This window comes from Chryseobacterium ginsenosidimutans, assembly GCF_024807225.1.
Lineage (GTDB): Bacteria > Bacteroidota > Bacteroidia > Flavobacteriales > Weeksellaceae > Chryseobacterium > Chryseobacterium ginsenosidimutans.
Map to the genome: position 1 here is coordinate 528,308 of NZ_JANUCO010000001.1, position 23,250 is coordinate 551,557.

At 35.1% G+C, this 23,250-nt stretch carries 22 protein-coding genes, 2 tRNA genes and 2 pseudogenes; 16 read left to right on the forward strand and 10 right to left on the reverse strand.

What is annotated here, in order from left to right; genetic code table 11:
- Positions 1–110 precede the first annotated feature (110 nt).
- The 5 genes from J3D55_RS02595 to J3D55_RS02615 all read right to left on the reverse strand — a co-directional run bounded on the left by J3D55_RS02595 (position 111) and on the right by J3D55_RS02615 (position 3,754).
- Complete coding sequence (locus J3D55_RS02595; RefSeq protein ID WP_259127751.1) at positions 111–1,148, reverse strand: phage tail-like protein; 1,038 nt, start codon at positions 1,146–1,148, stop codon at positions 111–113.
- A gap of 138 nt (positions 1,149–1,286) precedes the next feature.
- Positions 1,287–1,360: transfer RNA gene (locus tag J3D55_RS02600), tRNA-Asn, on the reverse strand.
- Between the two features lie 338 nt (positions 1,361–1,698).
- Positions 1,699–1,772, reverse strand: a tRNA-Asn gene (locus J3D55_RS02605).
- A gap of 81 nt (positions 1,773–1,853) precedes the next feature.
- Positions 1,854–3,209 (reverse strand): RIP metalloprotease RseP, encoded by a 1,356-nt coding sequence (gene rseP, locus J3D55_RS02610; protein ID WP_259127754.1) that lies wholly within the window; start codon positions 3,207–3,209, stop codon positions 1,854–1,856.
- 104 nt (positions 3,210–3,313) lie between these two features.
- Positions 3,314–3,754 (reverse strand): DUF6646 family protein, encoded by a 441-nt coding sequence (locus J3D55_RS02615; RefSeq protein ID WP_259127756.1) that lies wholly within the window; start codon positions 3,752–3,754, stop codon positions 3,314–3,316.
- A 103-nt stretch (positions 3,755–3,857) separates the two neighbouring features.
- Between J3D55_RS02615 and J3D55_RS02620 the strand changes: the two genes are divergently transcribed.
- Positions 3,858–4,610 carry a nitrilase-related carbon-nitrogen hydrolase gene (locus J3D55_RS02620; RefSeq protein ID WP_259127758.1) on the forward strand — a complete coding sequence of 251 codons (753 nt, stop codon included), beginning with the start codon at positions 3,858–3,860 and terminating at the stop codon, positions 4,608–4,610.
- A gap of 186 nt (positions 4,611–4,796) precedes the next feature.
- On the opposite strand, the gene J3D55_RS02625 is transcribed toward J3D55_RS02620, so the two are convergent.
- Genes J3D55_RS02625 through J3D55_RS02635 form a run of 3 tightly spaced genes read right to left on the reverse strand, consistent with a single transcriptional unit; the run spans position 4,797 to position 6,922 of the window.
- Entirely contained in the window at positions 4,797–5,096 is a 300-nt protein-coding gene (locus J3D55_RS02625; protein ID WP_259127760.1) for a thioredoxin family protein, read from the reverse strand.
- Positions 5,097–5,136: 40 nt separating this feature from the next.
- Positions 5,137–5,502, reverse strand: a complete 366-nt coding sequence (locus J3D55_RS02630; RefSeq protein ID WP_259127761.1) for a rhodanese-like domain-containing protein — start codon at positions 5,500–5,502, stop codon at positions 5,137–5,139.
- Between the two features lie 10 nt (positions 5,503–5,512).
- Positions 5,513–6,922, reverse strand: a complete 1,410-nt coding sequence (locus tag J3D55_RS02635; RefSeq protein ID WP_259127762.1) for an MBL fold metallo-hydrolase — start codon at positions 6,920–6,922, stop codon at positions 5,513–5,515.
- A gap of 272 nt (positions 6,923–7,194) precedes the next feature.
- Between J3D55_RS02635 and J3D55_RS02640 the strand changes: the two genes are divergently transcribed.
- From J3D55_RS02640 to lysA, 4 genes and pseudogenes are all read left to right on the forward strand, one after another.
- A complete protein-coding gene (locus J3D55_RS02640) occupies positions 7,195–8,721 on the forward strand; it encodes a helicase HerA-like domain-containing protein (protein WP_259127763.1) in 1,527 nt (508 codons plus the stop codon).
- A 150-nt stretch (positions 8,722–8,871) separates the two neighbouring features.
- Complete coding sequence (locus J3D55_RS02645) at positions 8,872–10,095, forward strand: 3'-5' exonuclease (protein WP_259127764.1); 1,224 nt, start codon at positions 8,872–8,874, stop codon at positions 10,093–10,095.
- A 23-nt stretch (positions 10,096–10,118) separates the two neighbouring features.
- Entirely contained in the window at positions 10,119–10,310 is a 192-nt protein-coding gene (locus J3D55_RS02650) for a DUF5808 domain-containing protein (RefSeq protein ID WP_259127765.1), read from the forward strand.
- Positions 10,311–10,471: 161 nt separating this feature from the next.
- Positions 10,472–11,672: pseudogene (gene lysA / locus J3D55_RS02655) on the forward strand (diaminopimelate decarboxylase).
- Between the two features lie 261 nt (positions 11,673–11,933).
- Here the strand turns inward: lysA and J3D55_RS02660 are convergent.
- The gene (locus tag J3D55_RS02660) at positions 11,934–12,470 is read right to left on the reverse strand and encodes a transposase (protein ID WP_310467481.1); all 537 of its coding nucleotides are present in this window, start codon (positions 12,468–12,470) and stop codon (positions 11,934–11,936) included.
- A complete protein-coding gene (locus J3D55_RS02665) occupies positions 12,439–12,762 on the reverse strand; it encodes an IS630 transposase-related protein (RefSeq protein WP_259127766.1) in 324 nt (107 codons plus the stop codon). Before J3D55_RS02665 ends, J3D55_RS02660 begins: the two co-directional genes overlap by 32 nt.
- Before the next feature lie 50 nt (positions 12,763–12,812).
- Here J3D55_RS02665 and J3D55_RS02670 point away from each other — a divergent pair, with 50 nt between their 5' ends.
- The 11 genes and pseudogenes from J3D55_RS02670 (at position 12,813) to lptE (ending at position 23,249) form a co-directional block, all read left to right on the forward strand.
- The gene (locus tag J3D55_RS02670) at positions 12,813–14,546 is read left to right on the forward strand and encodes a thiamine pyrophosphate-dependent enzyme (RefSeq protein WP_259127767.1); all 1,734 of its coding nucleotides are present in this window, start codon (positions 12,813–12,815) and stop codon (positions 14,544–14,546) included.
- Positions 14,547–14,557: 11 nt separating this feature from the next.
- Complete coding sequence (locus J3D55_RS02675) at positions 14,558–15,781, forward strand: MFS transporter (RefSeq protein ID WP_259127769.1); 1,224 nt, start codon at positions 14,558–14,560, stop codon at positions 15,779–15,781.
- A 99-nt stretch (positions 15,782–15,880) separates the two neighbouring features.
- A complete protein-coding gene (locus tag J3D55_RS02680; protein WP_259127770.1) occupies positions 15,881–16,366 on the forward strand; it encodes a hypothetical protein in 486 nt (161 codons plus the stop codon).
- A gap of 17 nt (positions 16,367–16,383) precedes the next feature.
- Positions 16,384–16,800 carry an energy transducer TonB gene (locus J3D55_RS02685; protein ID WP_259127771.1) on the forward strand — a complete coding sequence of 139 codons (417 nt, stop codon included), beginning with the start codon at positions 16,384–16,386 and terminating at the stop codon, positions 16,798–16,800.
- Positions 16,787–17,515 carry an energy transducer TonB gene (locus J3D55_RS02690; RefSeq protein ID WP_259127772.1) on the forward strand — a complete coding sequence of 243 codons (729 nt, stop codon included), beginning with the start codon at positions 16,787–16,789 and terminating at the stop codon, positions 17,513–17,515. Before J3D55_RS02685 ends, J3D55_RS02690 begins: the two co-directional genes overlap by 14 nt.
- Before the next feature lie 119 nt (positions 17,516–17,634).
- Positions 17,635–19,074 carry a tRNA (N6-isopentenyl adenosine(37)-C2)-methylthiotransferase MiaB gene (miaB, locus tag J3D55_RS02695; RefSeq protein WP_259127773.1) on the forward strand — a complete coding sequence of 480 codons (1,440 nt, stop codon included), beginning with the start codon at positions 17,635–17,637 and terminating at the stop codon, positions 19,072–19,074.
- 3 nt (positions 19,075–19,077) lie between these two features.
- Positions 19,078–20,193, forward strand: coding sequence for a PDDEXK nuclease domain-containing protein (locus tag J3D55_RS02700; RefSeq protein WP_259127774.1), 1,116 nt, complete (start codon positions 19,078–19,080; stop codon positions 20,191–20,193).
- Entirely contained in the window at positions 20,177–20,608 is a 432-nt protein-coding gene (locus J3D55_RS02705; RefSeq protein ID WP_259127775.1) for a hypothetical protein, read from the forward strand. Before J3D55_RS02700 ends, J3D55_RS02705 begins: the two co-directional genes overlap by 17 nt.
- Before the next feature lie 96 nt (positions 20,609–20,704).
- Positions 20,705–21,994, forward strand: coding sequence for a sigma-54 interaction domain-containing protein (locus tag J3D55_RS02710; RefSeq protein WP_259127776.1), 1,290 nt, complete (start codon positions 20,705–20,707; stop codon positions 21,992–21,994).
- Between the two features lie 17 nt (positions 21,995–22,011).
- Positions 22,012–22,707, forward strand: a complete 696-nt coding sequence (locus tag J3D55_RS02715; RefSeq protein WP_259127777.1) for a hypothetical protein — start codon at positions 22,012–22,014, stop codon at positions 22,705–22,707.
- A pseudogene (lptE, locus tag J3D55_RS02720) lies at positions 22,697–23,249 on the forward strand (LPS assembly lipoprotein LptE). Before J3D55_RS02715 ends, lptE begins: the two are co-directional and overlap by 11 nt.
- The last annotated feature ends 1 nt before the right edge of the window (position 23,250 follow it).

Genomic DNA, 23,250 nt, shown 5'->3' on the forward strand with positions numbered 1-23,250 from the left:
TAAACTTTAATTAAATTAATTGTAAAACGGCAAAGGTAACAAAAATAACACCATCAAAATGACGGTGTTATAGTTATTAATTTGTTAAAAAAGCTGAAAATCTAAACAGGCTATTTCTGAAGTTCTACAAAAATGTATCCTAATGCTCCAAAACCTAAACTGTCAGTATCTGAAATGTTTATATTAACTCTATAAAAAGTTCGGTCTGTATAAGAGAAAAAAATAAATTGTGCGTGGCTGTCATTTACACAGTTTAAAGGGATTCCAATATCAGCAAAACTAGTTGTATAGCCTACTGGTTGCGTATTAAGAAAAGAGGATGTATTTTGTGCTGTTAAGAACGTTGCGTGTTGTGCTCCTAAATTAGTAGCCCCGCTTGTAGATCTTACCTGCATAAAAGATGAAGAATCTGTACATGTAGTGGATGGATAGCGAAACTCTAATGATCCGATAGTGATTAATGAGTTTACAGCACTGTTTGCATTAATATTGAAAGATTTAAAAGCTGTGGTTAAGGGAGCTGTATTTTGTATTACCACATTTCCGGTGGCATCAACTCCTAAAGCTGCCACATTTTGTGTAGTCGTTGTTGAGCTGTTCATATTTGTGAATTTTAATCCTGAAGCTCCGGCAGTTCCCGAATCTACTTCCAATTTTGCAGTAGGGGCAGTTGTTCCCACGCCAACTCTGTGATTGGAAGCGTCTATGGATAATGAAGTTCCGTCCACCGAAAAAGCATTTGTTGCAGATCCTGTAAATGCCAATGTAGAAGCTCCTTGTGTTACTGTTCTGTTTCCTGTGAGTGTTCCGTTGTTTTCGTAGACGTTGTTGTCTGTTTTTATCCAAGCTGTGCCATTGAAATAATAGAAGCCTGGAGTGCCCACGTTTGCTGTAGTTCCGGTTTGTGTTCCTGTAATAACTTCATTGATGTAAATCATGGTTGAAGTGGGTACTCCGGTCATGTTTTGGGCTCTCTCTCTTGTTACTCTTGGGATAAGTATTCCTTCTGTTGTGGTTGTTGTTCCTGTCGCTACTTTTGCTGTTACATCTAATGTAGCTGATGGATTGGGTTGGTTGATCCCAATCTGTGCAAGTGATATTACGGACAAAAATATTGCCCATGTAATAAATAATTTTTTCGTATACATCTGATTGTGTTTTTTATCAAATTTATTAATAAATTATTAATAAAACAATAGAATTATTATAGAATTTTTAAATGAAAAAGGAGTTGCTTGATAGAGTGTAAAAAACAAAAAAGACCTACATTGCTGTAAGTCTTTTTGCTCCTCCTCTTGGGCTCGAACCAAGGACCCTCTGATTAACAGTCAGATGCTCTAACCAACTGAGCTAAGGAGGAATGTTATTCCCTTTTGGGTGGTGCAAATATAATATGAAAAATAATATTATGCAAATAATTATTTTAAAAATATTGAATTTTTTCCTTTGGTGATGGGTGTTTTGAAGTTATTTTGTTATTTTTCAGAGATTTAGGTTGAAATAGTTTTTTCCTTTGCTTTCTAAATTGATTAAAATAATTTTCTTGAATTAAAAGCTCTCATGAAAAAGGGTAAGATTTGGAGGTGGTTGAATAACGGTCTCCCTCTTTTTCAAACTTAAAAGGAAATGATTAACTATGGAATAAAATTTATGATTATAAAAACGAAAAAAGACTCACATTTCTGTAAGTCTTTTTTGCTCCTCCTCTTGGGCTCGAACCAAGGACCCTCTGATTAACAGTCAGATGCTCTAACCAACTGAGCTAAGGAGGAATGTCCTTTGTTTTTAGTGGTGCAAATATAGGACGAATATTTATACCTTACAAATATTTTTATTAAAAAATTTTAAAAATATTATAGCTTGTTAGTGAAGATCTTAAAGATATCACTTCCAAAGATTACTAACATTAAGCCTAACAGGAAGATAACTCCTACCATCTGTGCATTTTCCAGTATTTTTTGAGGTACAGGTTTCCCGACAATCATCTCATATAATGTGAAAATAACGTGTCCACCATCCAATCCCGGGATAGGAATTAAGTTCAAAAATGCCAACCAAACAGAGAACATCGCTGTGAAACTCCAGAAAGCCGGCCAGTTGATTCCGATACTTCCGTCAGCAGATTTGTCAACAGGCATGTTTTTTATGATCGCAATCGGTCCACCGACATTTTTATACCCTTGAATTTTAGAGTTAAACATAATTTTAAACTGTTTAACCTGCATTGTCAAAGCCTCGATTGATCTTTCAAAACCTCTTGGGATTGCTTCTCCGAAAGAATATTTCTTATTGGTTGTGATAGATTTTAAAATATCTTTTGTGTTAACCTGAACACCCAATTTTCCGTTTTTATCTACAGAAACTGCAGGAATATTCTGAACCGTTCCGTTTCTTTCAACATCTATAGAAACTGTTTTTCCTTTATTTTGATTCAAAAGAGCTCCTACTTCATCGTAATACGCTGCTTTTTGTCCGTTAATGGCGATCACTTTATCTCCTTTAGCCAAACCTGAAGCCTGAGAAGCTGGTGTTGCCAAAGACTCAATTTGCATGGCAATTCTTGGAGTAAGATATAATCTTGCCTCTTTTTGTTTTAAAACTTCAGCAACTCCTTCTGTATTTACAGGGAAAGTTACTTCCTGTCCGTTTCTAAGAACCGTAACGTTGTCACCTAAAAGAATATTAATAGAAGTGTTTTCTAACCTTTCAGCTGGTTTTCCGTCAACGTTTACAATTTTATCACCGTTTTGGAAACCCATTTTCTTTCCGGCAGAAGTAACTTCTACACCGTTTGTGAATTTATTAAGATCCGTATACGTTTCGCCATTGAAAAGAGAAAGGCAGCTATAAATCAACCAAGCCAAGAAAAAGTTTACCGTAACTCCTCCCAACATGATGATCAGCCTTTGCCAAGCCGGTTTTGCTCTGAATTCCCAAGGTTGAGCAGGTTGCTTCAATTGCTCGGTATCCATGCTTTCATCTACCATTCCGGCGATTTTTACATATCCTCCGAAAGGAAGCCAGCCAATTCCGTATTCTGTTTCGCCAATTTTTTTCTTAGCGATAGAAAACCATGGATCGAAGAAAAGATAGAATTTTTCAACTTTGGTCTTAAAGTATTTTGCTGGTAAGAAATGCCCAAGTTCATGAAGGATTACCAAGATAGAAATGCTCAATATAAATTGAAACAGTTTGATTGCTATTTCCATTAATGCTTTTTATGTTTAATTTGCAAAGGTAAGAATTATCAAAACTATGCCAAATAAAAAAGCTCCCCGAAACGAGAAGCTTTGTCATATAATAGAATGATTTCTTATAAATTGATGGAAACTCCCAGACTGCCATTGTTGCCGACTTCTGCGAATACCCCGATTCTGTCAGTAAAAAAGTATCTTGCACCGATGTGAGCACCGATTCCGAAATCTTTTCCTAAAACGCCGACATCAACTCCCGGATAAATATCCAGTTTTTCAGGTAATTGTAACGTTTCTTTCAGATGGAAATTCACTCTTCCGAAGACAAAAACCCTGTTGTCATCGTTATTATCTTTATAATCGCTAAAATATCCGTTGATACCTGCTCCCACAGAGATTAATTTGTTTAAACCATAATCATAAGTTCCTGTAATTCCCGTTCCATATCCCCAAGCGCTCAATCCGGCATTGATTTTCTGATCTCCTTTTCCTGTCCAAGCTTGTGCATTTGCTGTAGCTCCTGCGAAGATCAGCATGAACATAAAAACCAATTTCTTCATAATTTTTACTCTTTTACTATTATTACTAAAAAATATCCGCAACAAAAATAGAACCGAAATCATTGGAAAATCGTATTTTTAATGAAGTTTTTTAACAAAGTTTATGAAGATCACAGGACTGAATTTAGATATCATCTGGAAAAATAAAGCAGAAAATTTTCAATTAATAGAAAAGGAATTACAAAATCAGGAAGCTGATCTTTTTCTTTTGCCGGAAATGTTTCCAACAGGTTTTTGCATGGATGCTTCCGAAGTTTCAGATAGGAATTGGGAATCTTTGGAGTTTTTAAAAAAGATTTCAAAAGAAAAAAATGCTGCATTTTGCGGAAGTACTCCGGTTGAAGATGGTGGTAATTTTTACAACAGAATGTATTTCGTTCAGCCCGATTCTCAGGTTGATTTTTATGATAAAAGACATTTGTTTTCTTTTTCCGGAGAAGATAAAGTCTACACGCCCGGAAAAGAAAGGGTAATTGTGAATTACAAAGGTTTCAGAATTTTACTGCAGGTTTGTTATGATCTTCGTTTCCCTGTTTTTGCAAGAAATAATGATGATTATGATGCCATTTTGTATGTTGCGAATTGGCCCGAAAAAAGAGTGGGAGCTTGGGAACATTTGCTGAAAGCCAGAGCGATTGAAAATTTATCTTTTGTTTTTGGTTTAAACAGAATCGGAACGGATGGAAATAATCTTTTTTATCAGGAAAGCTCGCATTGCTTTTTCGCGGACGGAAAAGAAATTTCTCAAAAAAATAGAAATATCGTTTCTGCAGAATGGAATTTGGATGAATTAAATGATTTCAGAAATCATTTTCAGTTTTTGAATGATCGTGATGCTTTTTCGATTGAATTGTGATTTTTCTCTCACAGATTTCACAGATGTTTGTGCGGCGTTTTTTTTCAATAATCCTTGTCAAGGTTTTAAAACCTTGACAAGGGTTAAGATTACAGCTTACATTTAAAATGAGATTATCCACAGTCATCTGTGAAAATCTGTGAAATACGTGGGAAATAACTAAAAAAAACTGTGAAAAATCACAGTTTAAGCATATTGTTGTAAAAGTTGCGTCAACGTATTCACGTCATGCACGCCGCTTTCTTTCCAGAGCATTTCTCCTTTCTTGAAGATCGCTAACGTCGGAACTCCACGAACGCCGTATTGAGAGGCAAGAGCAGGATATTGATCCACGTCTACTTTTATAATTCTGGCTTCTTCGCCAATTTTTTCTTTTACGGTATTCAAAACCGAAGATTGCACTTTGCAAGGTTGACACCAGGTTGCAAAAAAGTCGATCAAGACTGGTCTTTCGGAGTCTATAATTTCCTGAAATTTTTGTGACATAGCTTTAATTTTTAATTTAATTCAGAATTGAACTTCTTATTTAAAGAGTAGATTCCTGAACAGCTTTTATATTTTGTATACTCGTTCCGTCATAAGCATCAACGCCGTTTTTCTTTAAAATCTTTACGGCTTCATCAGCTTGTATTCCTTTATTGCAAAAGACAACGACCTTTTTTCCTTTTAAAGAAGTCGGATTTTTCTGAATTTCCGCTAAAGGAACATTAATAGCATTTTCAATTGATCCATTCGCAAACTGTTCCGGAGTTCTTACATCTACAAAAGTAACATTTGGATCGGTGATTGCTTTTTTAATGCTTGCATTTGAGACAGCTTCATTTTTCGCTGTTTTACAAGCAGTTAATACTAAAGCTGAGGCAAGAATTAATCCAATAAATTTATATTTCATATCTAAAATGTTACAATGTTTTCGATTGACAAACAAAATCTGAAGTCGGGAATTTTTCTGTTTTCTTAATTCCGCTAAAACCACCGTCGATCTCCGTAAAGTTTCTGATTCCGTGTGAATTAAGAATGCTTGCGGCAATCATACTTCTGTAACCTCCTGCGCAATGCAAGAAAAAATGTTCAGAATCGTCGATCGTTTTTACCCAATCGCTGATTAGATCCAAAGGTTTATTATACGCATTATCAATATGTTCTGCAGAATATTCTGTGATTTTACGAACATCAATTACTTTTGAATTTTCTGTAAACTGTTCTGCAAAATCAGCCGCAGAAATTCTGTTTACCTCATCGGTTTCCTGTCCTCCGTTTTTCCAGGCTTCAAAACCTCCATTTAAATATCCTACCACATTATCAAAGCCAACTCTGCTTAATCTTGTGATCGCTTCTTCTTCCGTTCCTTCGTCAACGATTAATAATAACGGATGCTTTACATCAACAATTAAGGTTCCGACCCAAGGAGCGAAATCGCCTTTTAAACCGATGTTTACTGAGTTCGGAACAAATCCTTTGTAGAATTCTCCCGGACTTCTTGTATCTAAAATTAAAGCTCCGGTTTCTTCCGCATACGCTTCAAAATCTTCAACTGCAATTGGAGATAATCCTTTATCCATTACAATATCAAGACTTTCGTAACCTCCTTTATTCATGGCTACATTCATCCCAAAATATTTTGGCGGCGCTGTCAATCCGTCCAGAACTTCTTTAATAAAAGATTCTTTATCCGGCTGATTCAGAGCGTAATTCGTTTTCTTTTGATTTCCTAAAATATCAACCGTTTCTTTCTGCATATTCTTTCCGCAAGCAGAACCTGCACCATGAGCCGGGTAAACCGTAATGCTGTCGTCTAAAGGCAATATTTTCGAGTGTAAACTCTCATACAAAATTCCTGCAAGATCTTCCTGAGTAAGACTTCCTGCTTTTTGAGCAAGATCCGGTCTCCCCACATCTCCTAAAAACAACGTGTCACCTGTGAAAATTGCCGTTTCTACCCCATTTTCGTCGATCAAAAGGTAAGTAGTACTTTCCATCGTATGACCGGGAGTGTGAAGTGCTTTTATTTTTACGTTGCCGATTTCGAAAATCTGTTCGTCTTCCGCAATTGTTGCTTCAAATTCCGGCTGAGCAGTAGGTCCGTAAACAATCGGAGCATTTGTTTTTTTGCTTAAATCCAAGTGTCCCGAGACAAAATCTGCGTGGAAGTGTGTTTCAAAAATATATTTTAAAGTTACATTGTCTTTTTCCAAACGATCCAGATAAGGTTTTACTTCTCTTAGAGGATCGATGATTGCTGCTTCATTTTCCGACACGATGTAATACGCGCCTTGAGCGAGGCATCCTGTATATATTTGTTCGACTTTCATTATGTGATTGTAACCGTTTTAATGTTTTAATTGAAATACAAAAATCGGCTTTATTTTTTTAAATCAAAGTAAAATAAATAACCGATAATGATAGAATAAATCTATAAAGCCTTTATTTGTTCTAATTTACTTAGCTTATATTGAATGATTCAGAATTTTAAGTGTTAAATTAACATATTTATAAAATTTAATCATTAAAATTAAATATGATTACTATTCAATACTCGAATATTTTCCAGAATATTTTATATTTATAAGTTAAAAAATAGCAAATGGCAGACAAAGCAAAATTTATTGAAGAACTGAATGCAAGATACACTCCGAAAGGAGAACACATTATATTGGGAAAAGGAATGTTGGACGGAGAAGTTGTTCCGGAAATCAATGTGACGATTCCTTTAAAAACCATCAACCGACACGGACTTATTTCCGGCGCAACAGGAACGGGGAAAACGAAAACTTTGCAGGTTTTTGCAGAACAGCTTTCTCATCAGGGAATTCCTTCTTTAGTTTTAGATATTAAAGGAGACTTTTCAGGAATTGCAGAAGCTGGAACAAAAAATCCGGCGATTGAAGAACGATATGCAAAAACGCAGCTTCCTTACAATCCGCAGCCGTTTCCTGTAGAATTGATGACGATTTCGGGAGAAAGAGGGGTTAAATTGAGAGCTACCGTTACGGAATTCGGTCCTGTTTTATTAAGTAAAATTTTAGAATTGAATGACACTCAGCAAAGTATCATGTCAATCGTTTTTAAATATTGTGATGATAAAGGACTGCCTTTAATTGATTTGAATGACCTTAAAAAAGTTCTTCAATATGTCACTGAAAATCCACAAGGTAAGGCTGAGCTTTCTTCTAATTACGGTTCAATTGCTTCGGCTTCTTTGGGGGCGATCTTAAGATCAATCGTTGCTTTGGAACAGCAAGGAGCGTCGAGTTTCTTTGGAGAATTGAGCTTTGATGTTCATGATTTGTTGGAGATAAGAGACGGAAAAGGAGTTGTAAATATTTTGAGAGTTGCCGATATTCAGAGTAAACCGCAATTGTTTTCAACATTTATGCTTTCTCTTTTTGCAGAAATTTATATGACTTTTCCGGAAGAGGGCGACAGCGGAAAACCGAAACTGGTTTTATTTATCGATGAAGCCCATTTAATTTTTGATGAATCTTCAAAAGCGTTGGTTTCTCAAATCGAAACAATGGTAAAACTGATCCGCTCGAAAGGAGTAGGAATTTATTTTATTACTCAGATTCCGGGTGATGTTCCTGAAGCGGTTCTTTCTCAATTAGGATTAAAAATTCAACATGCGTTGAGAGGTTTTACGGCAAAAGATAAAAAAGAAATATCGAAAGCAGTAGAAAATTATCCTACAACAGAATTTTATGATGCTTCCACTTTAATTCAGAATTTAGGAATCGGAGAAGCATTTATTACAGCTTTGGATGAAAAAGGAATTCCGACGCCGCTGGTTCACACCTATTTAATTTCTCCGGAATCAAGAATGGATGTTTTAAACGATGCAGAAATCTCTGAACTGACAGGTAAATCTGCCTTAGTTGCTAAATATGAGAAAGTTGTAGACAATGAATCTGCTTACGAAATATTAGTGAAAAGAATGGAAGAAGCTGCAGAAACAGCCGAGCCGAATCAAAAAACTAAGCCCGTAAAAGAAGAGCCAGGAATGTTTGAACAGGTGTTGCAAAGTAAAGCGGGAAGAACTTTTACGAGTACTTTGATGCGTGAAGGAGCGAAAGCAATTCTGGGAATGCTTGGTTTAGGTGGAAGGAGACGATAGGATTTATATAAAAATTTATTATTTTAGCAGGATTGGCTAAATTCAAGAGAATGTATTGGCATAAGTTATGTATCTAAGCTTATTAGATTAAGCTAATACCTTTTGAAAAAGGAATAGAATTAATATTAAAGAAATTTGTATAAAAATTTAATGTATTCAATAATTGACATAGAGAGCAATGGTGCAGGTTACAGACAAGAATGCATTATAGATATTGCTATTTTCAGGTACGATGGTCAGAAGATTGTTGACCAGTTTATTTCACTGGTAAACCCTGAAAGTGATATCACCCCTTTTGTACAGAAACTGACCAATATTGCGCCGAAAATGGTGAAAACGGCTCCGAAATTCCATGAAATTGCCAAAAGAATCGTTGAAATTACCGCCAATACAACATTGGTAGGTCACAATATCGATTTTGATTACAGAATGCTGCGCCAGTCTTTTCAAAGGTTGGGTTATGATTTTAAAATCAATACGCTCGATACCATTCCTTTGGCGAAAAAACTGATTCCAGATGAAGTAAGTTATTCTCTTGGGAAATTGGTAAAATCTCTCGGAATTCCCTTAACCAATCATCACAGAGCAGAAGGTGATGCTCGTGCAACATTGGAATTGTTCAAGCTTTTGGTGTCAAAAGATACCGAAAATGAGATTGTTCAAAATCAATATGACGAATCTAATGCGAAAACGTATATCAATAAGATTAAAATATTAACGCAGGATCTTCCGAACGAAAAAGGGTTTGTTTATTTTCAGGATGAGGCGGGGAAAATTATTTTTTCGGATCATGTTCAGGATATTAATAAGTTTTCAAAGAAAATTTTTAATTCTAAATCTGCAAAATGGGAAGCCATTCAGAGAGGTGTTGAACAAATTAATTATGAACTTACAGGAACAGAGGTTATTGCTAAATTGATTTTAAATTCTAAAGGAATCAGGAAAAGAGATACCCTTGCTTTCGGGCTTTATCACAGAAGCAACAAATATATCGTTGAAAAAAATAAATTAAATAAAGCTGATAAACCAATCCTTAAATTCAGATCTTTCACGCAAGGATCAAAAGCCGTACAGTTTATCGGAAGGCTTGAAAAATACAATGATATTGAAGTTTTCAAAAATGAAATCGATTTCAAAAAGCGAAACGAACTTTGGCTTGGACAAGGAAGGAAATTAGGCGAAAAACTATTCCTGATTGTAGAAAACGGAAAAGTGCTTTCTTACGGTTTTTACGATCTTTTCACGCAGATTCAGACATTGAGCAAGCTTTCAAAATTAAAGATAGATCTCCAATATCAATCGACAGATCTTAATAATGAGCTGCAATTGGCTTTGCTTCGCGGTGATTTTGAAACATTGCCGCTGCCGAAATAATTCGATGTAATAAATTCGCAGTTATGGATAATTTTAATAAAAAATCTTCTCCTTGGAAATTAGGTGTTTTCTATTTCAATAAAGAAGATAAAAGATTATTTCCACCAAAAAGAATAGGATTGGGTTGGACGATTAACTTCGCAAATCCGCTTTCTGTTATTGCGTTTTTGCTACTTTTAGTTATAATTGTTTCAATCGGGAAACTCTTTAAATAACGGAGGTAAAAAACTTCTTAAATTTCCTAAAAAAGTTTTTTATTCTGTAAAATCGAAATTATAAGAATAATGTTCTATGTGATTGATTTTAAAATATAAACAATTTCTCACTACATTTGTACTTTCTTAATAACAAAAAAAGAAGTTTTACTTAATTAATTATGAATTCAAAAGAATTACTAAAGATTGCCAATGAGTTTGGCACACCGGTGTATGTTTACGATGCAGAATCGATTAAAATTCAATACGAAAAACTTACATCTTCTTTTTTAAAACACACAAAGTTCTTCTATGCTGCGAAGGCGTTGACCAACATCAACATCCTTAAGTATGTCAAGAACTTGGGTGCTTCTTTGGATTGCGTATCGATTAATGAAGTGAAGCTTGGTCTTAAAGCAGGATTTCCGAAAGAAAAAATATTATTTACTCCAAACTGTGTAGACTTGGCTGAAATCGAGGAAGCAATGGCACATGGAGTACATATTAACATTGATAATATTTCTATTCTTGAGCAATTCGGGAACAAATACGGAAATACATATCCTATTTTAGTAAGAATCAACCCGCATATTTTTGCTGGCGGAAACTATAAAATTTCTACAGGTCACATCGACAGCAAATTCGGGATTTCTATTCACCAGGTTCGTCATATCGAAAGAGTGATGAAAAGTACGAATCTGAATGTTGAAGGGCTTCACATGCACACAGGAAGCGAGATTAAAGATCCTGAAGTTTTCTTACAGGCGTTGGATATTATGCTGGAACTTTCTGAGCATTTCCCGAATCTGAAATATCTGGATATGGGAAGCGGTTTCAAAATTCCTTACCAAGACAGCGAAGAAGAAACGGATGTAAAAACGTTGGGTAAAAAAGTAGAAAGAGTAATTTCTGAGTTTTCAAAATCGACAGGAAAGAAATTCGAGCTTTGGTTTGAGCCGGGGAAATTTTTGGTTGGAAAAAGCGGTTATTTATTAGTTAAAGCGAATGTAATTAAGCAAACTACAGCTACGGTTTTTGTCGGAGTAAACTCAGGATTTAATCACTTGATTCGTCCGATGTTCTACGATTCTTATCATGTTATCGAAAATTTATCTAATCCAAAAGGCGCGGAAAGAATTTATACCGTAGTCGGAAATATTTGTGAAACAGATACTTTCGCGTGGGACAGAAAGCTGAATGAAGTAAGAGAAGGTGATATTTTGGCGTTCCATAATGCGGGAGCTTACGGTTTTGAAATGAGTTCAAACTTTAATTCAAGATTAAAACCTGCCGAAGTTTCTTTACTTAGACGGAAAAGCTCATTTAATCAGAAAAAGAGACGAATTTGAAGACCTTTTGAGAAATCAGATTGAAGTATTGTAGATTTTTTCTCACGATAACAGCTTCATGTAAGAAATAATTAAATTTTAAAAATAATAGAAGACTTTGCAATCCTGCAGAGTCTTTTTTTTGATTATAAGTAAATTTTAATATTCAGGAATCTTTAAAACATTTATTATTCCTTAAATTTGAGAGAAAGAGATTTTTTTAATTAAAGAAATGTCTTCATTAATCCATATTCCTACTCATTTTTTCAAATAAATTTAACCACCAAAAATATTATAGTTAAATCAGAATAAAATGTCACAAATCTGCGTAAATAAAAAGCTCTTCTGGTGTATATCCGAATTTTCTTCTTATGCTTTTTGCTTGTGCCCACTTTTTTTCAATTGGATTTAGGTCTGGACTGTAAGGCGGAAGAAATAGCAAAATATGACTTTGTTCTTGAACCTTCAATAGAGCATCTTCTCTTTTGTGAAAAGTAGCATTATCCAGCACAATAACTGAATTAGGAGCAATAGAAGGTAACAATTCTTGCGTAAGCCAGGCGAAGAATACATCAGCATCTATATTACAATTGAATAAGCAAACATTGAATAGTTTGAAGTCCGTTATTGCTCCGATAGCATTTACCCTTCCTCTGGCATGCCAATCTTTACTTGCATAACATTTTTCTCCTTTTTGACTGTAACCATTTTCTCTTGGCATATCTAATGCAAAGCCACTTTCATCCAGATAAATAATAGATCGTTTTTCTATAAACTCGTATCGGAATAATTTTAATTGAAAGATAAGCCTAGAGAGTTGATCAGTTTTTGGATGGAATAGCGTTTTTTTTATTACTTATTCCCAAACGCTTTAAAGCATAGAATATCGTGCTTTGACCTACTCCAAATTTCTTGGCTCGTTCATATTGGTAATGGTCAGGGTTTTCTACAACATCTTGTCGTAAAGCTTCGACATCAACTTTTGTTGATGGTTTGTTGCGTTTTATTTTGGGCTCTATACAATTATTCCATCTGAAAAGTGTTCTTATTGGAACGCCAAATCGTTCACTGGCTTCTTGATAAGTAAGATTGTCTTGATCTTTAATCTTAAATAATTGCTTGCGAAAATCTATTGAATAGCACATGCTCAAAGATATAAAATATTATGACAAATTATAATGATTTAACTATAATTATGGCTAAAAACATAGCAGAGCAAATTGTTGAAATGCTCGAAAATGCAAATGTGAAAAGAATTTATGCAGTAACCGGCGACAGCCTTAATCATTTAAATATTGCCGTTAAAAAAAGCAGCATCGAATGGATTCACGTAAGACATGAAGAAGTTGGAGCCTATGCTGCAGCGGCAGAAGCGGAACTTGACGGTTTTGCTGTTTGTGCAGGAAGTTGCGGACCGGGACACGTTCATCTGATTAACGGAGTTTATGAAGCGCACCGTTCTCACATTCCAATGTTGGTGATTGCTTCCACGATTCCTAGTGAAGAAATGGGAATGGATTATTTTCAGGAAACAAATACGATAAAATTGTTCGACGATTGCAGTCATTACAACCAAATGATTACAAGACCGGAACAGGTTCAAAGGACTTTGCAGACCGCGATTCAGCATGCGATTTCTAAAAAGGGAGTGGCGGTAATCGGACTTCCGGGTGATGTTTCAGAATTGGATGCTGAAGAAGCGACCACTTCCAATAAAATATTTAAAACCAATCCGATTATTCGACCTTCTGATGAAGAATTGAATCAATTGGCAGCTTTAATCAACGAAAGCAAAAAAGTGACCATCTACTGCGGAATTGGTGCAGAAAAAGCCAATGCTGAAGTTATAGAATTATCAAGATATTTAAAATCTCCTGTTGGATATTCTTTCCGCGGAAAAATGGCAATTCAGCCGAATAATCCTAATGAAGTTGGCTTAACCGGACTTTTGGGACTTCCTTCCGCTTATCACGCGATGCACGAAGCAGATCTGTTGTTGATGTTGGGAACAGATTTTCCTTATCAGAAGTTTATGCCTGTTAAAAATAAAATCGTTCAGATTGATGAAAGCCCTGAAAGATTGGGCAGAAGAGCGAAATTGGAACTAGGATTAACGGGCGATGTGAAAGAAACAATTAAAGCTTTATTGCCTTTATTAAAAGAAAAAACAGATGTTCACTTTTTACATCAGCAATTAGAATTTTATGAAAAAGTAAAAGAAACACAATTGACTTATGTAAAAGATTTCGGGACAGAAAATGCGATTCAGCCGGAATTTGTAGCGCATACTTTAGATAAATTAGCAAAAAAAGACGCGATTTTCACCGTAGATACAGGAATGTGCTGTGTTTGGGGAGCAAGATATATTACAGGAACGGGTGAGCGAAAAATGTTGGGTTCATTCAATCACGGTTCGATGGCAAATGCAATGCCGATGGCAATTGGCGCTTCTCTGGCTCATCCGGACAGACAGGTGATTGCGATGTGCGGAGACGGAGGTCTATCAATGTTATTAGGAGATATGGCAACTATTTTTCAATATAAATTACCTGTAAAACTGATTGTTTTCAACAACAGAGCGTTGGGAATGGTAAAACTGGAAATGGAAGTCGGCGGAATGGCCGATAATGAAACAGATATGATAAATCCTGATTTTGGAATGATCGCTCAGGCAATGGGCTATCCCGGGAAAAATGTTCACAAACCGGAAGAAGTTGAAGCTGCGATTAAAGAATGTCTTGATCATAACGGACCTTATTTACTCAATATTTTCACGAATCCAAACGCGTTGGCTTTACCTCCAAAAATTGAATTCGACCAAGTGATAGGAATGACAAAATCTATGGCACAACTGATGTTGGGTGGCAAAATGGAAGAAGCTTTAGATACGGTAAAAACAAACTATAAACATATTAAAGGGTTGCTATAATGAGTGCGTCTTTGAAGAAATTCTACATCATTGCCTGGGTTTTTGGGCTTATTTTTTACTTTTTAGATTATGTCATCAGATCTGCACCGGCGGTTATGATTCCTGAATTGGTTAATAATTTTAATACCACCGAACTGAAACTGATCAGCATGGTGGGAATGTATTATTATACGTATTCCACATGCAGTTTGATTGCGGGAATTGCTTTAGACAAATTCGGCGGTAAAAAGTCTCTTTTTATCGGAACGTTGATTTTAGGAATAGGATGCTTATTATTCTTAATTTCCAGTCAGGTTGCGGGAATTTCGGGGCGATTATTACAGGGAGCGGGTTGCGCTTTTGCATTTCCGGGCTGTGTTTATCTGGCGAGTAAAGGTTTTTCTTCAAAGTCTTTGGCTACAGCGATCGGTTTTACTCAATGTATCGGAATGTTGGGCGGAACGGCAGGTCAGTTTATCGTCGGACCTTGGGTTGAAGAAGGCGTGAATATTCATACTTTTTGGCTTTGGGCAGGAATTTTTACCATTATTACGGCATTTGCATTGTTTTTTGTTATTCCTAAAGAAGATAAATCTGAAGATTCACAGGAAAATAAAACACATCATTTAGGATATTTAGAACCATATAAAATTGTCTTTAAAAATCCACAATCATGGTTGTGCGGAATTATTTCGGGACTATTATTTGCGCCTACCACGATATTTGCAATGACTTGGGCAGTCGCATTTTTCCAAAAAGACAAAGGATTTATCTTTCATGAAGCGACGATTACCAGTGCGATGGTTGCCTTCGGATGGGTTTTTGGATGTCCGTTGTTGGGTTTTATTACCGATAAAATAGGTCGCAGAAAGCCTGTTTTGATAGCTGGAGCTGTATTGATGATCTTAAGTTTATTACAATTGATTTATTTGCCTGATGTATATCCTGCAAAAATCAGCATGTTTATTTTTGGTTTGGGTTCGGGCGCAGCAATGATTCCGTATTCTGTGATTAAAGAAGCCAATCCTGATTTTGTAAAAGGAAGTTCTACAGGAGCGATTAATTTTATCACTTTCGGAGTGACGACTTTGGTAAGTCCTCTTTTCAGCAGATGGTTTGGGAAAAGCCTTGAAGCATCCTCCGGAAATATTCATTTTCAGCAATCCATTTTATTTTGGATTGTGGGAATTATATTAGCAATTTTAGTTTCATTATTTCTTAAAGAAACAGGCAGTAAAGCGCAGTCTGAGATTTAATTTATCAAGATAAAAATTAATAAGAAACTTCGCTGTAAGGTGAGGTTTCTTTGTTTTTTGGTTGTAATTTTGTTGTATCAATTTCAAAAAATTAAGCTTATGAAAACATTCGCATTGTTTATAGGACTTCTGGTATCCAATTTTGCCTTTGCGCAAGTTGATGTTGAAGAAAGAGATGATAATATGATTACAGAAAACAATAAAAATATTCTTAAGATAGACATCAAAGAACCTTTGCTTCAGGTTGCTGTAAAGAATTGTAGCGATTTTAAAGCAGCCAATTTTGAAGGCGGAATTCCGGCTTACAAAGAAACATTGAGAAAGTATATGTATGATTATCTGAATACGGATTTTTATGTTCTTAACGGAGATTTTACATTCACTCTCACAGTAGACCAAAAAGGGAAAGTTACCAATATCGAAGGTTCTCCAAAGGTTTCCAACAGCCAGGTTTTCTTTGATGATATGAAGTATGTAGTAAGAAGAATTAAAAAAGGATGGATTCCCGCAACATGCAATGGACAACCAGTAACATCGCAAGTGAAAATAAAAATAAATCTCTCTTCAATTGCAACAGACGTATAAACCGATCTTTATTAACCATGAAAAAATATCTTTTAATTCTTCCTTTATTGTTTTCGAGCGGTAAAGTATTTTCGCAGGAAACTGCAGTTCAGGCTCAGCAAACATCTACCAATTATCACAAAGCAGAATTTCCCGGTGGCAACGAAGCTTTCCAAAAGGAATTCATGAATATGGTTCATGCTTACATTGATATTGCTTTATATGCAATTCAAGGCAAGGTTACCTTTATATTTAATATTGATACAAAAGGAAAAATCGACAGGATTGATGTTCTTCCGAAATTCAAAGACAATGAAATGTTCATTGATGATATAAAATATGCTGCCAAAAAAGTAAAAGGCAAATGGAGTCCTGCAACACAAAACGGAGTTGCGGTAGATTCTAAATTTGTGATGAAAGTTAATTTTAGCCATGATGTATATGATGTTGATTAAGAGAATTTTATTGTTGTGTCTGATTTGTGTTTCATTCATTTCTAATGCACAAATCCTTGAAAGTTATCCTGATGGAATGGAGTTTTATAAAGGAGGCAGAGTCGAATTTTACAAACAATTCCATAAAATACTTTTAGAAAAAAATCTTAAACCTTGTGATGATAAGAATGAATTTTATCATTTGGAAATAGTTGTATATCCTGATTCTACAATAAAATTTGTAAAACAGGATAGCGCTAAAATTTCCAATTCTAAGTGTACGTTTGATCTCACAAGAATTGTTTTAAAATACATGAAAGATTGGACTCCTGCTGAGGTTGATGGTAAAAAAGAAGCAGCTTTAGTAAAAATTCAAATCTTCGCTGATGATTTGTTTGAAAAATATGTAGATTCTTATCTTCCGGAAATGTATTCTAAGGCTCCGGAATTCGAGGGTGGAATTCAGGAGTTTAGAAAAAAAGTGGCAAACAGTATAGATACAAGAAGGTTTTCAACAAAAGCTTCCGTCAAATTTACGGTCGAGGCAACCTTTGCTATAAACTCAGAAGGAAAAATAGAAGATGTGAAATTATCAAAAGAAACCGATAGCAAAGATTTTAATGAAATGATTTTAGCATCAATAAAATCTATTAAAAAGAAATGGAAACCTGCGACTTATCACGATATTCCTGTGAAATATCATTTTAGACTTCCTTTAACATTTAACTTCGACTAATCTCCTGCCATTCTGTCACAAGATTTTGTATCTTTGCAAATTAATTCAAAAGTTCAAAGTTTAAAAAATCAAAGTCGGAAAACCTTGAGCTTTAAATTTTAAACCTTAAACAGACCATTGTGCAAGAAAAATATATAGACGAAACAAAACAGGGAGAGGCTTTTGCCATTGCGGAAAGAGACGGTAACTCAAAGAAATTATTCTTGGAGAGTTACGGTTGTCAGATGAATTTTTCTGATTCTGAGATCGTTGCATCGATTCTTAATGAGCAAGGGTATAACACAACTCTGAAGGTAGAAGAAGCAGATCTTATCCTTTTAAATACATGCTCCATCCGTGAAAAAGCTGAGCAAACCGTGAGAATGCGCCTTGCACAGTTTAAAAATCTTAAAAAAGAACGACCAAGCATTACGGTTGGTGTTCTTGGATGTATGGCTGAAAGATTGAAAACCAAATTCTTAGAAGAAGAACAATTGGTTGATCTTGTAGTTGGTCCCGATGCGTACAGAGATTTACCAAACCTTTTAAAAGAAACCGAAGACGGAAGAGATGCAATTAACGTGATTCTTTCAAAAGAAGAGACTTACGCAGATATTAATCCTGTTCGTTTAGGTGGAAATGGAGTTACGGCTTTCGTTACGATTACGAGAGGCTGTGATAATATGTGTACGTTCTGTGTGGTTCCGTTTACGAGAGGTAGAGAAAGAAGCCGCGATCCGCATTCTATTTTAGAAGAATGTAAAAACCTTTGGGAGAGCGGTTATAAAGAAATTACCTTATTGGGGCAAAACGTTGATTCTTACCTTTGGTACGGAGGCGGTCCTAAAAAAGATTTCGCCAAAGCTTCAGAAATGCAGAAAGCAACGGCTGTTAATTTTTCGCAATTGCTTGATTCGGTGGCTAAAGCTGTTCCGCAAATGAGAATTAGATTCTCAACTTCCAATCCTCAGGATATGGATTTGGAGGTGTTCAGAATGATTGCAAAGCACGATAATATCTGTAATTATGTTCATTTACCGGTTCAAAGTGGAAGCAATAAAATGCTGGAAGCGATGAACAGACAACATACAAGAGAAGAATATTTAGAATTAATCAGAAAAGCGAAAGAAATCGTTCCTGATATTTCTTTTTCACAAGATATGATCATCGGTTTCTGCAATGAAACAGAAGAAGATCACCAAGATACGTTAAGTTTAATGAGAGAAGTAGAATTCGACTACGGGTATATGTTCTCTTATTCCGAAAGACCGGGAACTCCGGCTCACAAAAAGATGGAAGATAATATTCCTGCCGATGTTAAACAAAGACGTTTGGCGGAAGTAATTGCTTTACAGGGCGAACTTTCAAGAAAAAGAATGGAAGGTTATGTCGGAAGAGTACATGAAGTTTTAATCGAAGGAATTTCCAAGAAAAATAAAAACCAGTGGAAAGGAAGAAATTCTCAAAATGCTGTTTGTGTATTTGATATGCAGGAAGGGCAAAAAATGGGTGACCTTGTGAATGTTTTTGTTTTCGACAATACGCAGGGCACACTTTTAGGGGAAACTGTTACAAAGTAAAATATGTCTAAGGAATTAACGAAAGAACAGCTTTTGAAAAACATTTCTGCATTATTGGAAGATGCAAGAAATAGAGTTGTTGTAGCCGTTAATCAGACCATTGTTCTTACGTATTTCGAAATTGGCAGAATGATTGTCGAGGACGAGCAAAATGGAGAAAATCGAGCTGAATATGGTAAAAAACTTTTGAAAGATCTGTCAGTTCATCTGACAGATAGATTTGGAAAAGGCTTTTCTGTAGAAAATCTTGATAGAATGCGATTTTTCTATAAAACTTATTCTGAACAAATTTCGTCAACACCGTTGACGAATTCTTCAAATCCAATTTCCGAAACACTGTCTCGGAAATCTCAAAACTCAATGGGTAAAGTGTCTGATGTTTTTCAAATTCCGCAGACACCATCTGCGAAATTCAATCTTTCATGGTCGCATTATTTGAAATTAATGCGTATAAAAGATATTGGGGAACGAAAATTCTACGAAATTGAAAGTTTCAAAAATAATTGGAGCTTAAGAGAATTGCAAAGACAGTACGACTCCGCTTTATATACAAGATTATCTTTAAGTAAAAATAAAGAAGAAATTCTTCAACTTTCTGAGAAAGGTCAGATTTTGGAAAAGCCAAAAGATCTCATCAAAGATCCTTACATTTTGGAATTTCTTGGTCTATCTGAAAAAGCAAATTACTCCGAAAATGAACTGGAATCTGAATTAATAGATAAATTAGAACATTTTCTGTTAGAATTAGGGACAGGTTTTACATTTGTTGCAAGACAAAACAGAATAACGTTCGAAGAAAAGCATTTTAAAATAGATTTGGTTTTTTACAACAGAATTTTAAAATGTTTTGTATTAATTGATTTAAAAATCGGCGAACTGAAACATCAGGATATTGGGCAAATGCAGATGTACGTTAATTTTTATGACCGTGAAATAAAATTAAACGACGAGAACAAAACAATAGGAATTATACTCTGTCAGGATAAAAGTGAAGCGTTGGTGCGATATACTTTGCCGGAAGATAATGAGCAGATTTTTGCAAGCAAATATTTTACGGTATTGCCAACTAAAGAAGATTTTATTAACATTTTAAACTCAGACAATGGAAAAATTTCATAAATATTGCCTAAGTGTATTGTTGGTAATAATCTGCAGCAATATCTCCGCGCAGGTAAGCAACGGATCTATCAAAAGTGAAGATTGCAAACAGCTGTATGATATTTATAACCGAATTTTAGGTCATGAATGTGAAGCTTCACAAGAGTTTTGTTTAAAGGATGCGCCGATCCGCAATTTTGCCATTGGTCACAAACAAAATGCGATTGATCTTATTGAGAAATTCTTCTCAGGAAAACAACAAAACAATTCTTATAAAAATAAATCCGAAGCAGATTTTTCTGAAAAAGAAAAACACAATCAGCTTCTGAAAAATTTCGAGAAAAATAGTAAAGAAAGTCTCTTTGCTGATATTTTATATTTTAAAACTAAAGTTTCAAAAGTCAGAAATAAAGATTATTTAAGCATAATCGGTTAATTATTATAAAGATAAAATTAAAATCATTCTTAACAAATTAACTCAACTTCTACAGATGAAAATTAAAACTGTAGAAAAATAATCTAAAACTTACTTATGAGCAGCGAGCTACAAAATATAAAAAACCGTTTCGGAATTATCGGAAATTTTCCAGCCTTAAACCGAGCATTAGAAAAATCGATTCAGGTGGCACCAACAGATATTTCAGTCCTTGTGATTGGAGAAAGTGGTGTTGGTAAAGAATTTATTCCGAAAATCATTCACTCAGAATCAAAAAGAAAACATCAGCCGTACATCGTCGTAAACTGTGGAGCCATTCCGGAAGGAACGATCGATTCCGAATTATTCGGGCACGAGAAAGGCGCTTTTACAGGAGCTACAGCAACCAGAAAAGGATATTTTGAAGTCGCAGATGGTGGAACAATCTTTCTTGATGAGGTGGGGGAATTGCCTTTGCAGACGCAGGTTCGTTTGTTGAGAGTTTTGGAAAGCGGTGAATTCATGAAGGTAGGTTCTTCACAGGTTCAGAAAACGAATGTGAGAATCGTGGCGGCAACCAATGTGAATATGATGAAGGCAATTCATGACGGAAGATTCCGGGAAGATTTGTTTTATCGTCTGAATACGGTACAGATTGATATGCCGGCTTTGAGAGAAAGAAAAGGTGATATTCATTTATTATTCAGAAAATTCGCGATAGATTTTGCCGAAAAATACAGAATGCCGGAGCTGGAATTGGAACCAGGAGCCGTTCATTATGTAGAAAATTACACTTTTCCCGGAAATGTACGTCAATTAAGAAATTTGGTTGAACAAATGACGGTTGTTGAAAGAAATAGACACGTTACCGTAGAAAAATTAGCCGAATATATCCCGATGGAAACCCATCTTCCGATGGTGGTAAATACACCGAATTCTCAAAAACAAAGTGATTTTGGCAGTGAAAGAGAAATTATGTATAAAATTCTCTTCGACATGCGAAACGATATTAATGATTTAAAATCCTTAACTTCGGAATTGATAAAAAATCGCGGAAATTCTGATCTGAGCAATCAGGAGAAAAATTTAATCAACAGGATTTATACTCCAGAGCCTCAGCAGAATACAGCTCCAAATTCTTTACTGTATTTTGAAGATAATAGTAATAATCAGACGGTTCAGACTCCAACGATTATTTCGAGTCCTGAAGACAGCTATGAAGATTTTGAAGATATTGAAATTGAAGAAAACAGACCAGAATCTTTATCTCTTCAGAATAATGAAAAGGATTTGATTATCAAAGCTTTAGAAAAACATAAAGGAAGAAGAAATAAAGCGGCAGATGAATTAGGAATTTCACAAAGAACATTGTACAGAAAAATAAAACAATATAACTTAGAAGAATAAACTAAAAAAATTAAATTATGATGAAAATTAATGCGAAGCCGGTCAATTTTAAAATGGGAGAATATATCAGCAACGGATATGAGTTTCTGAAAAGTAATTTCGGAAGCCTGTTTGGAGCATTTTTATTGACCATGTTGATGTCAATTATTCCTTTCTGCGGTCTTTTGGCTCTCGGGAATTTTTACAAATATTGTAGAGATTTAAAAGCAGGAAAAAATGTAAGTGCAGGAGATATTTTCAATTTTGACGATTTTTCACCATATTTAATATTACAATTAATTATTTTAGGGGGAGTTATTGCCATCTATATTCCTTTAATGATCATAATGCTTATTTCAGGTGGTTTTTCAGAAGATCCTTCTCCAATGGCTTCAGTAATTATGGTTCCTTACATTATTGCTGTTTACATTGGCGTTTTTGTGGTTGTTTTAAAAGGATTTTATATTCCTGCATTGATCTCTCTGGGAGGAGTAAAAGATATCAAAACAGCTTGGAAGATGTCTTTGCCAATGACAAAAGGTAATTTGTTAACAATATTTTTATACTCACTTGTTATTGCAATTCTTGGGCAACTGGGAATTATAGCTTGTTTTATTGGAGTTATTTTTACTTTACCATTGGTTTATACGTCTCATTATTTTGCTTATGAAGATGCAATGCAACAGGTTATGCACGACGAAATACAAGAAATCGGAACTAAAAATGAATTTTAAGATTAAAAATATCAACATCAGACAACCAAAATTCTGGTTGTTATTATTATGTTTAGGAGTTTTAAACTCTTGTTACAGCTTTACCGGTTCGTCTCTTAAAGATGAAAAAACGATACAGATCAACGAATTTCCAAACAATGCGGCTTTGGTGAATCCTACATTGGCACAGCAGTTTTCAACAGATATTCAGAATCGTTTTTTACAGAGAACAACTTTAAAAGGAACAAAAGAAAATCCTGATATTCTGGTGGAAGGAGAGATTACAGATTACTCTATAACACCGACGACGATTGGTTTCTACTACGACAACGAATCAAAATACGGGAGGGATAGTAAACGAATCTCAAAATAAACTGACAATCACGGTGAAAGTGCATTACGAAAACAAAATTCATCCGGATTCCAGTTTCGACAGATCATATTCTGACGAGGCGGTATTCAACAGCAATCTTTCGCAGTCTGAGATCGAAACTTCTCAGGTGAAAATTGCAACGGACAGAATTATAAACAAGATATTTAACGATATTGTAGCGAATTGGTAAG

Excerpts from the sequence above, each read along its gene's own strand:
- J3D55_RS02625 (WP_259127760.1), bottom strand. The coding sequence starts at position 5,096 with ATGTCACAAAAATTTCAGGAAATTATAGACTCCGAAAGACCAGTCTTG.
- J3D55_RS02620 (WP_259127758.1), top strand. The coding sequence starts at position 3,858 with ATGAAGATCACAGGACTGAATTTAGATATCATCTGGAAAAATAAAGCA.
- rseP (WP_259127754.1), bottom strand. The coding sequence starts at position 3,209 with ATGGAAATAGCAATCAAACTGTTTCAATTTATATTGAGCATTTCTATC.
- J3D55_RS02715 (WP_259127777.1), top strand. The coding sequence starts at position 22,012 with ATGATGAAAATTAATGCGAAGCCGGTCAATTTTAAAATGGGAGAATAT.
- J3D55_RS02650 (WP_259127765.1), top strand. The coding sequence starts at position 10,119 with ATGGATAATTTTAATAAAAAATCTTCTCCTTGGAAATTAGGTGTTTTC.
- J3D55_RS02635 (WP_259127762.1), bottom strand. The coding sequence starts at position 6,922 with ATGAAAGTCGAACAAATATATACAGGATGCCTCGCTCAAGGCGCGTAT.
- J3D55_RS02705 (WP_259127775.1), top strand. The coding sequence starts at position 20,177 with ATGGAAAAATTTCATAAATATTGCCTAAGTGTATTGTTGGTAATAATC.
- J3D55_RS02630 (WP_259127761.1), bottom strand. The coding sequence starts at position 5,502 with ATGAAATATAAATTTATTGGATTAATTCTTGCCTCAGCTTTAGTATTA.
- J3D55_RS02670 (WP_259127767.1), top strand. The coding sequence starts at position 12,813 with ATGGCTAAAAACATAGCAGAGCAAATTGTTGAAATGCTCGAAAATGCA.
- J3D55_RS02690 (WP_259127772.1), top strand. The coding sequence starts at position 16,787 with ATGATGTTGATTAAGAGAATTTTATTGTTGTGTCTGATTTGTGTTTCA.
- J3D55_RS02710 (WP_259127776.1), top strand. The coding sequence starts at position 20,705 with ATGAGCAGCGAGCTACAAAATATAAAAAACCGTTTCGGAATTATCGGA.
- J3D55_RS02685 (WP_259127771.1), top strand. The coding sequence starts at position 16,384 with ATGAAAAAATATCTTTTAATTCTTCCTTTATTGTTTTCGAGCGGTAAA.
- J3D55_RS02700 (WP_259127774.1), top strand. The coding sequence starts at position 19,078 with ATGTCTAAGGAATTAACGAAAGAACAGCTTTTGAAAAACATTTCTGCA.
- J3D55_RS02680 (WP_259127770.1), top strand. The coding sequence starts at position 15,881 with ATGAAAACATTCGCATTGTTTATAGGACTTCTGGTATCCAATTTTGCC.
- J3D55_RS02595 (WP_259127751.1), bottom strand. The coding sequence starts at position 1,148 with ATGTATACGAAAAAATTATTTATTACATGGGCAATATTTTTGTCCGTA.
- J3D55_RS02665 (WP_259127766.1), bottom strand. The coding sequence starts at position 12,762 with ATGTGCTATTCAATAGATTTTCGCAAGCAATTATTTAAGATTAAAGAT.
- J3D55_RS02615 (WP_259127756.1), bottom strand. The coding sequence starts at position 3,754 with ATGAAGAAATTGGTTTTTATGTTCATGCTGATCTTCGCAGGAGCTACA.
- J3D55_RS02640 (WP_259127763.1), top strand. The coding sequence starts at position 7,195 with ATGGCAGACAAAGCAAAATTTATTGAAGAACTGAATGCAAGATACACT.
- J3D55_RS02645 (WP_259127764.1), top strand. The coding sequence starts at position 8,872 with ATGTATTCAATAATTGACATAGAGAGCAATGGTGCAGGTTACAGACAA.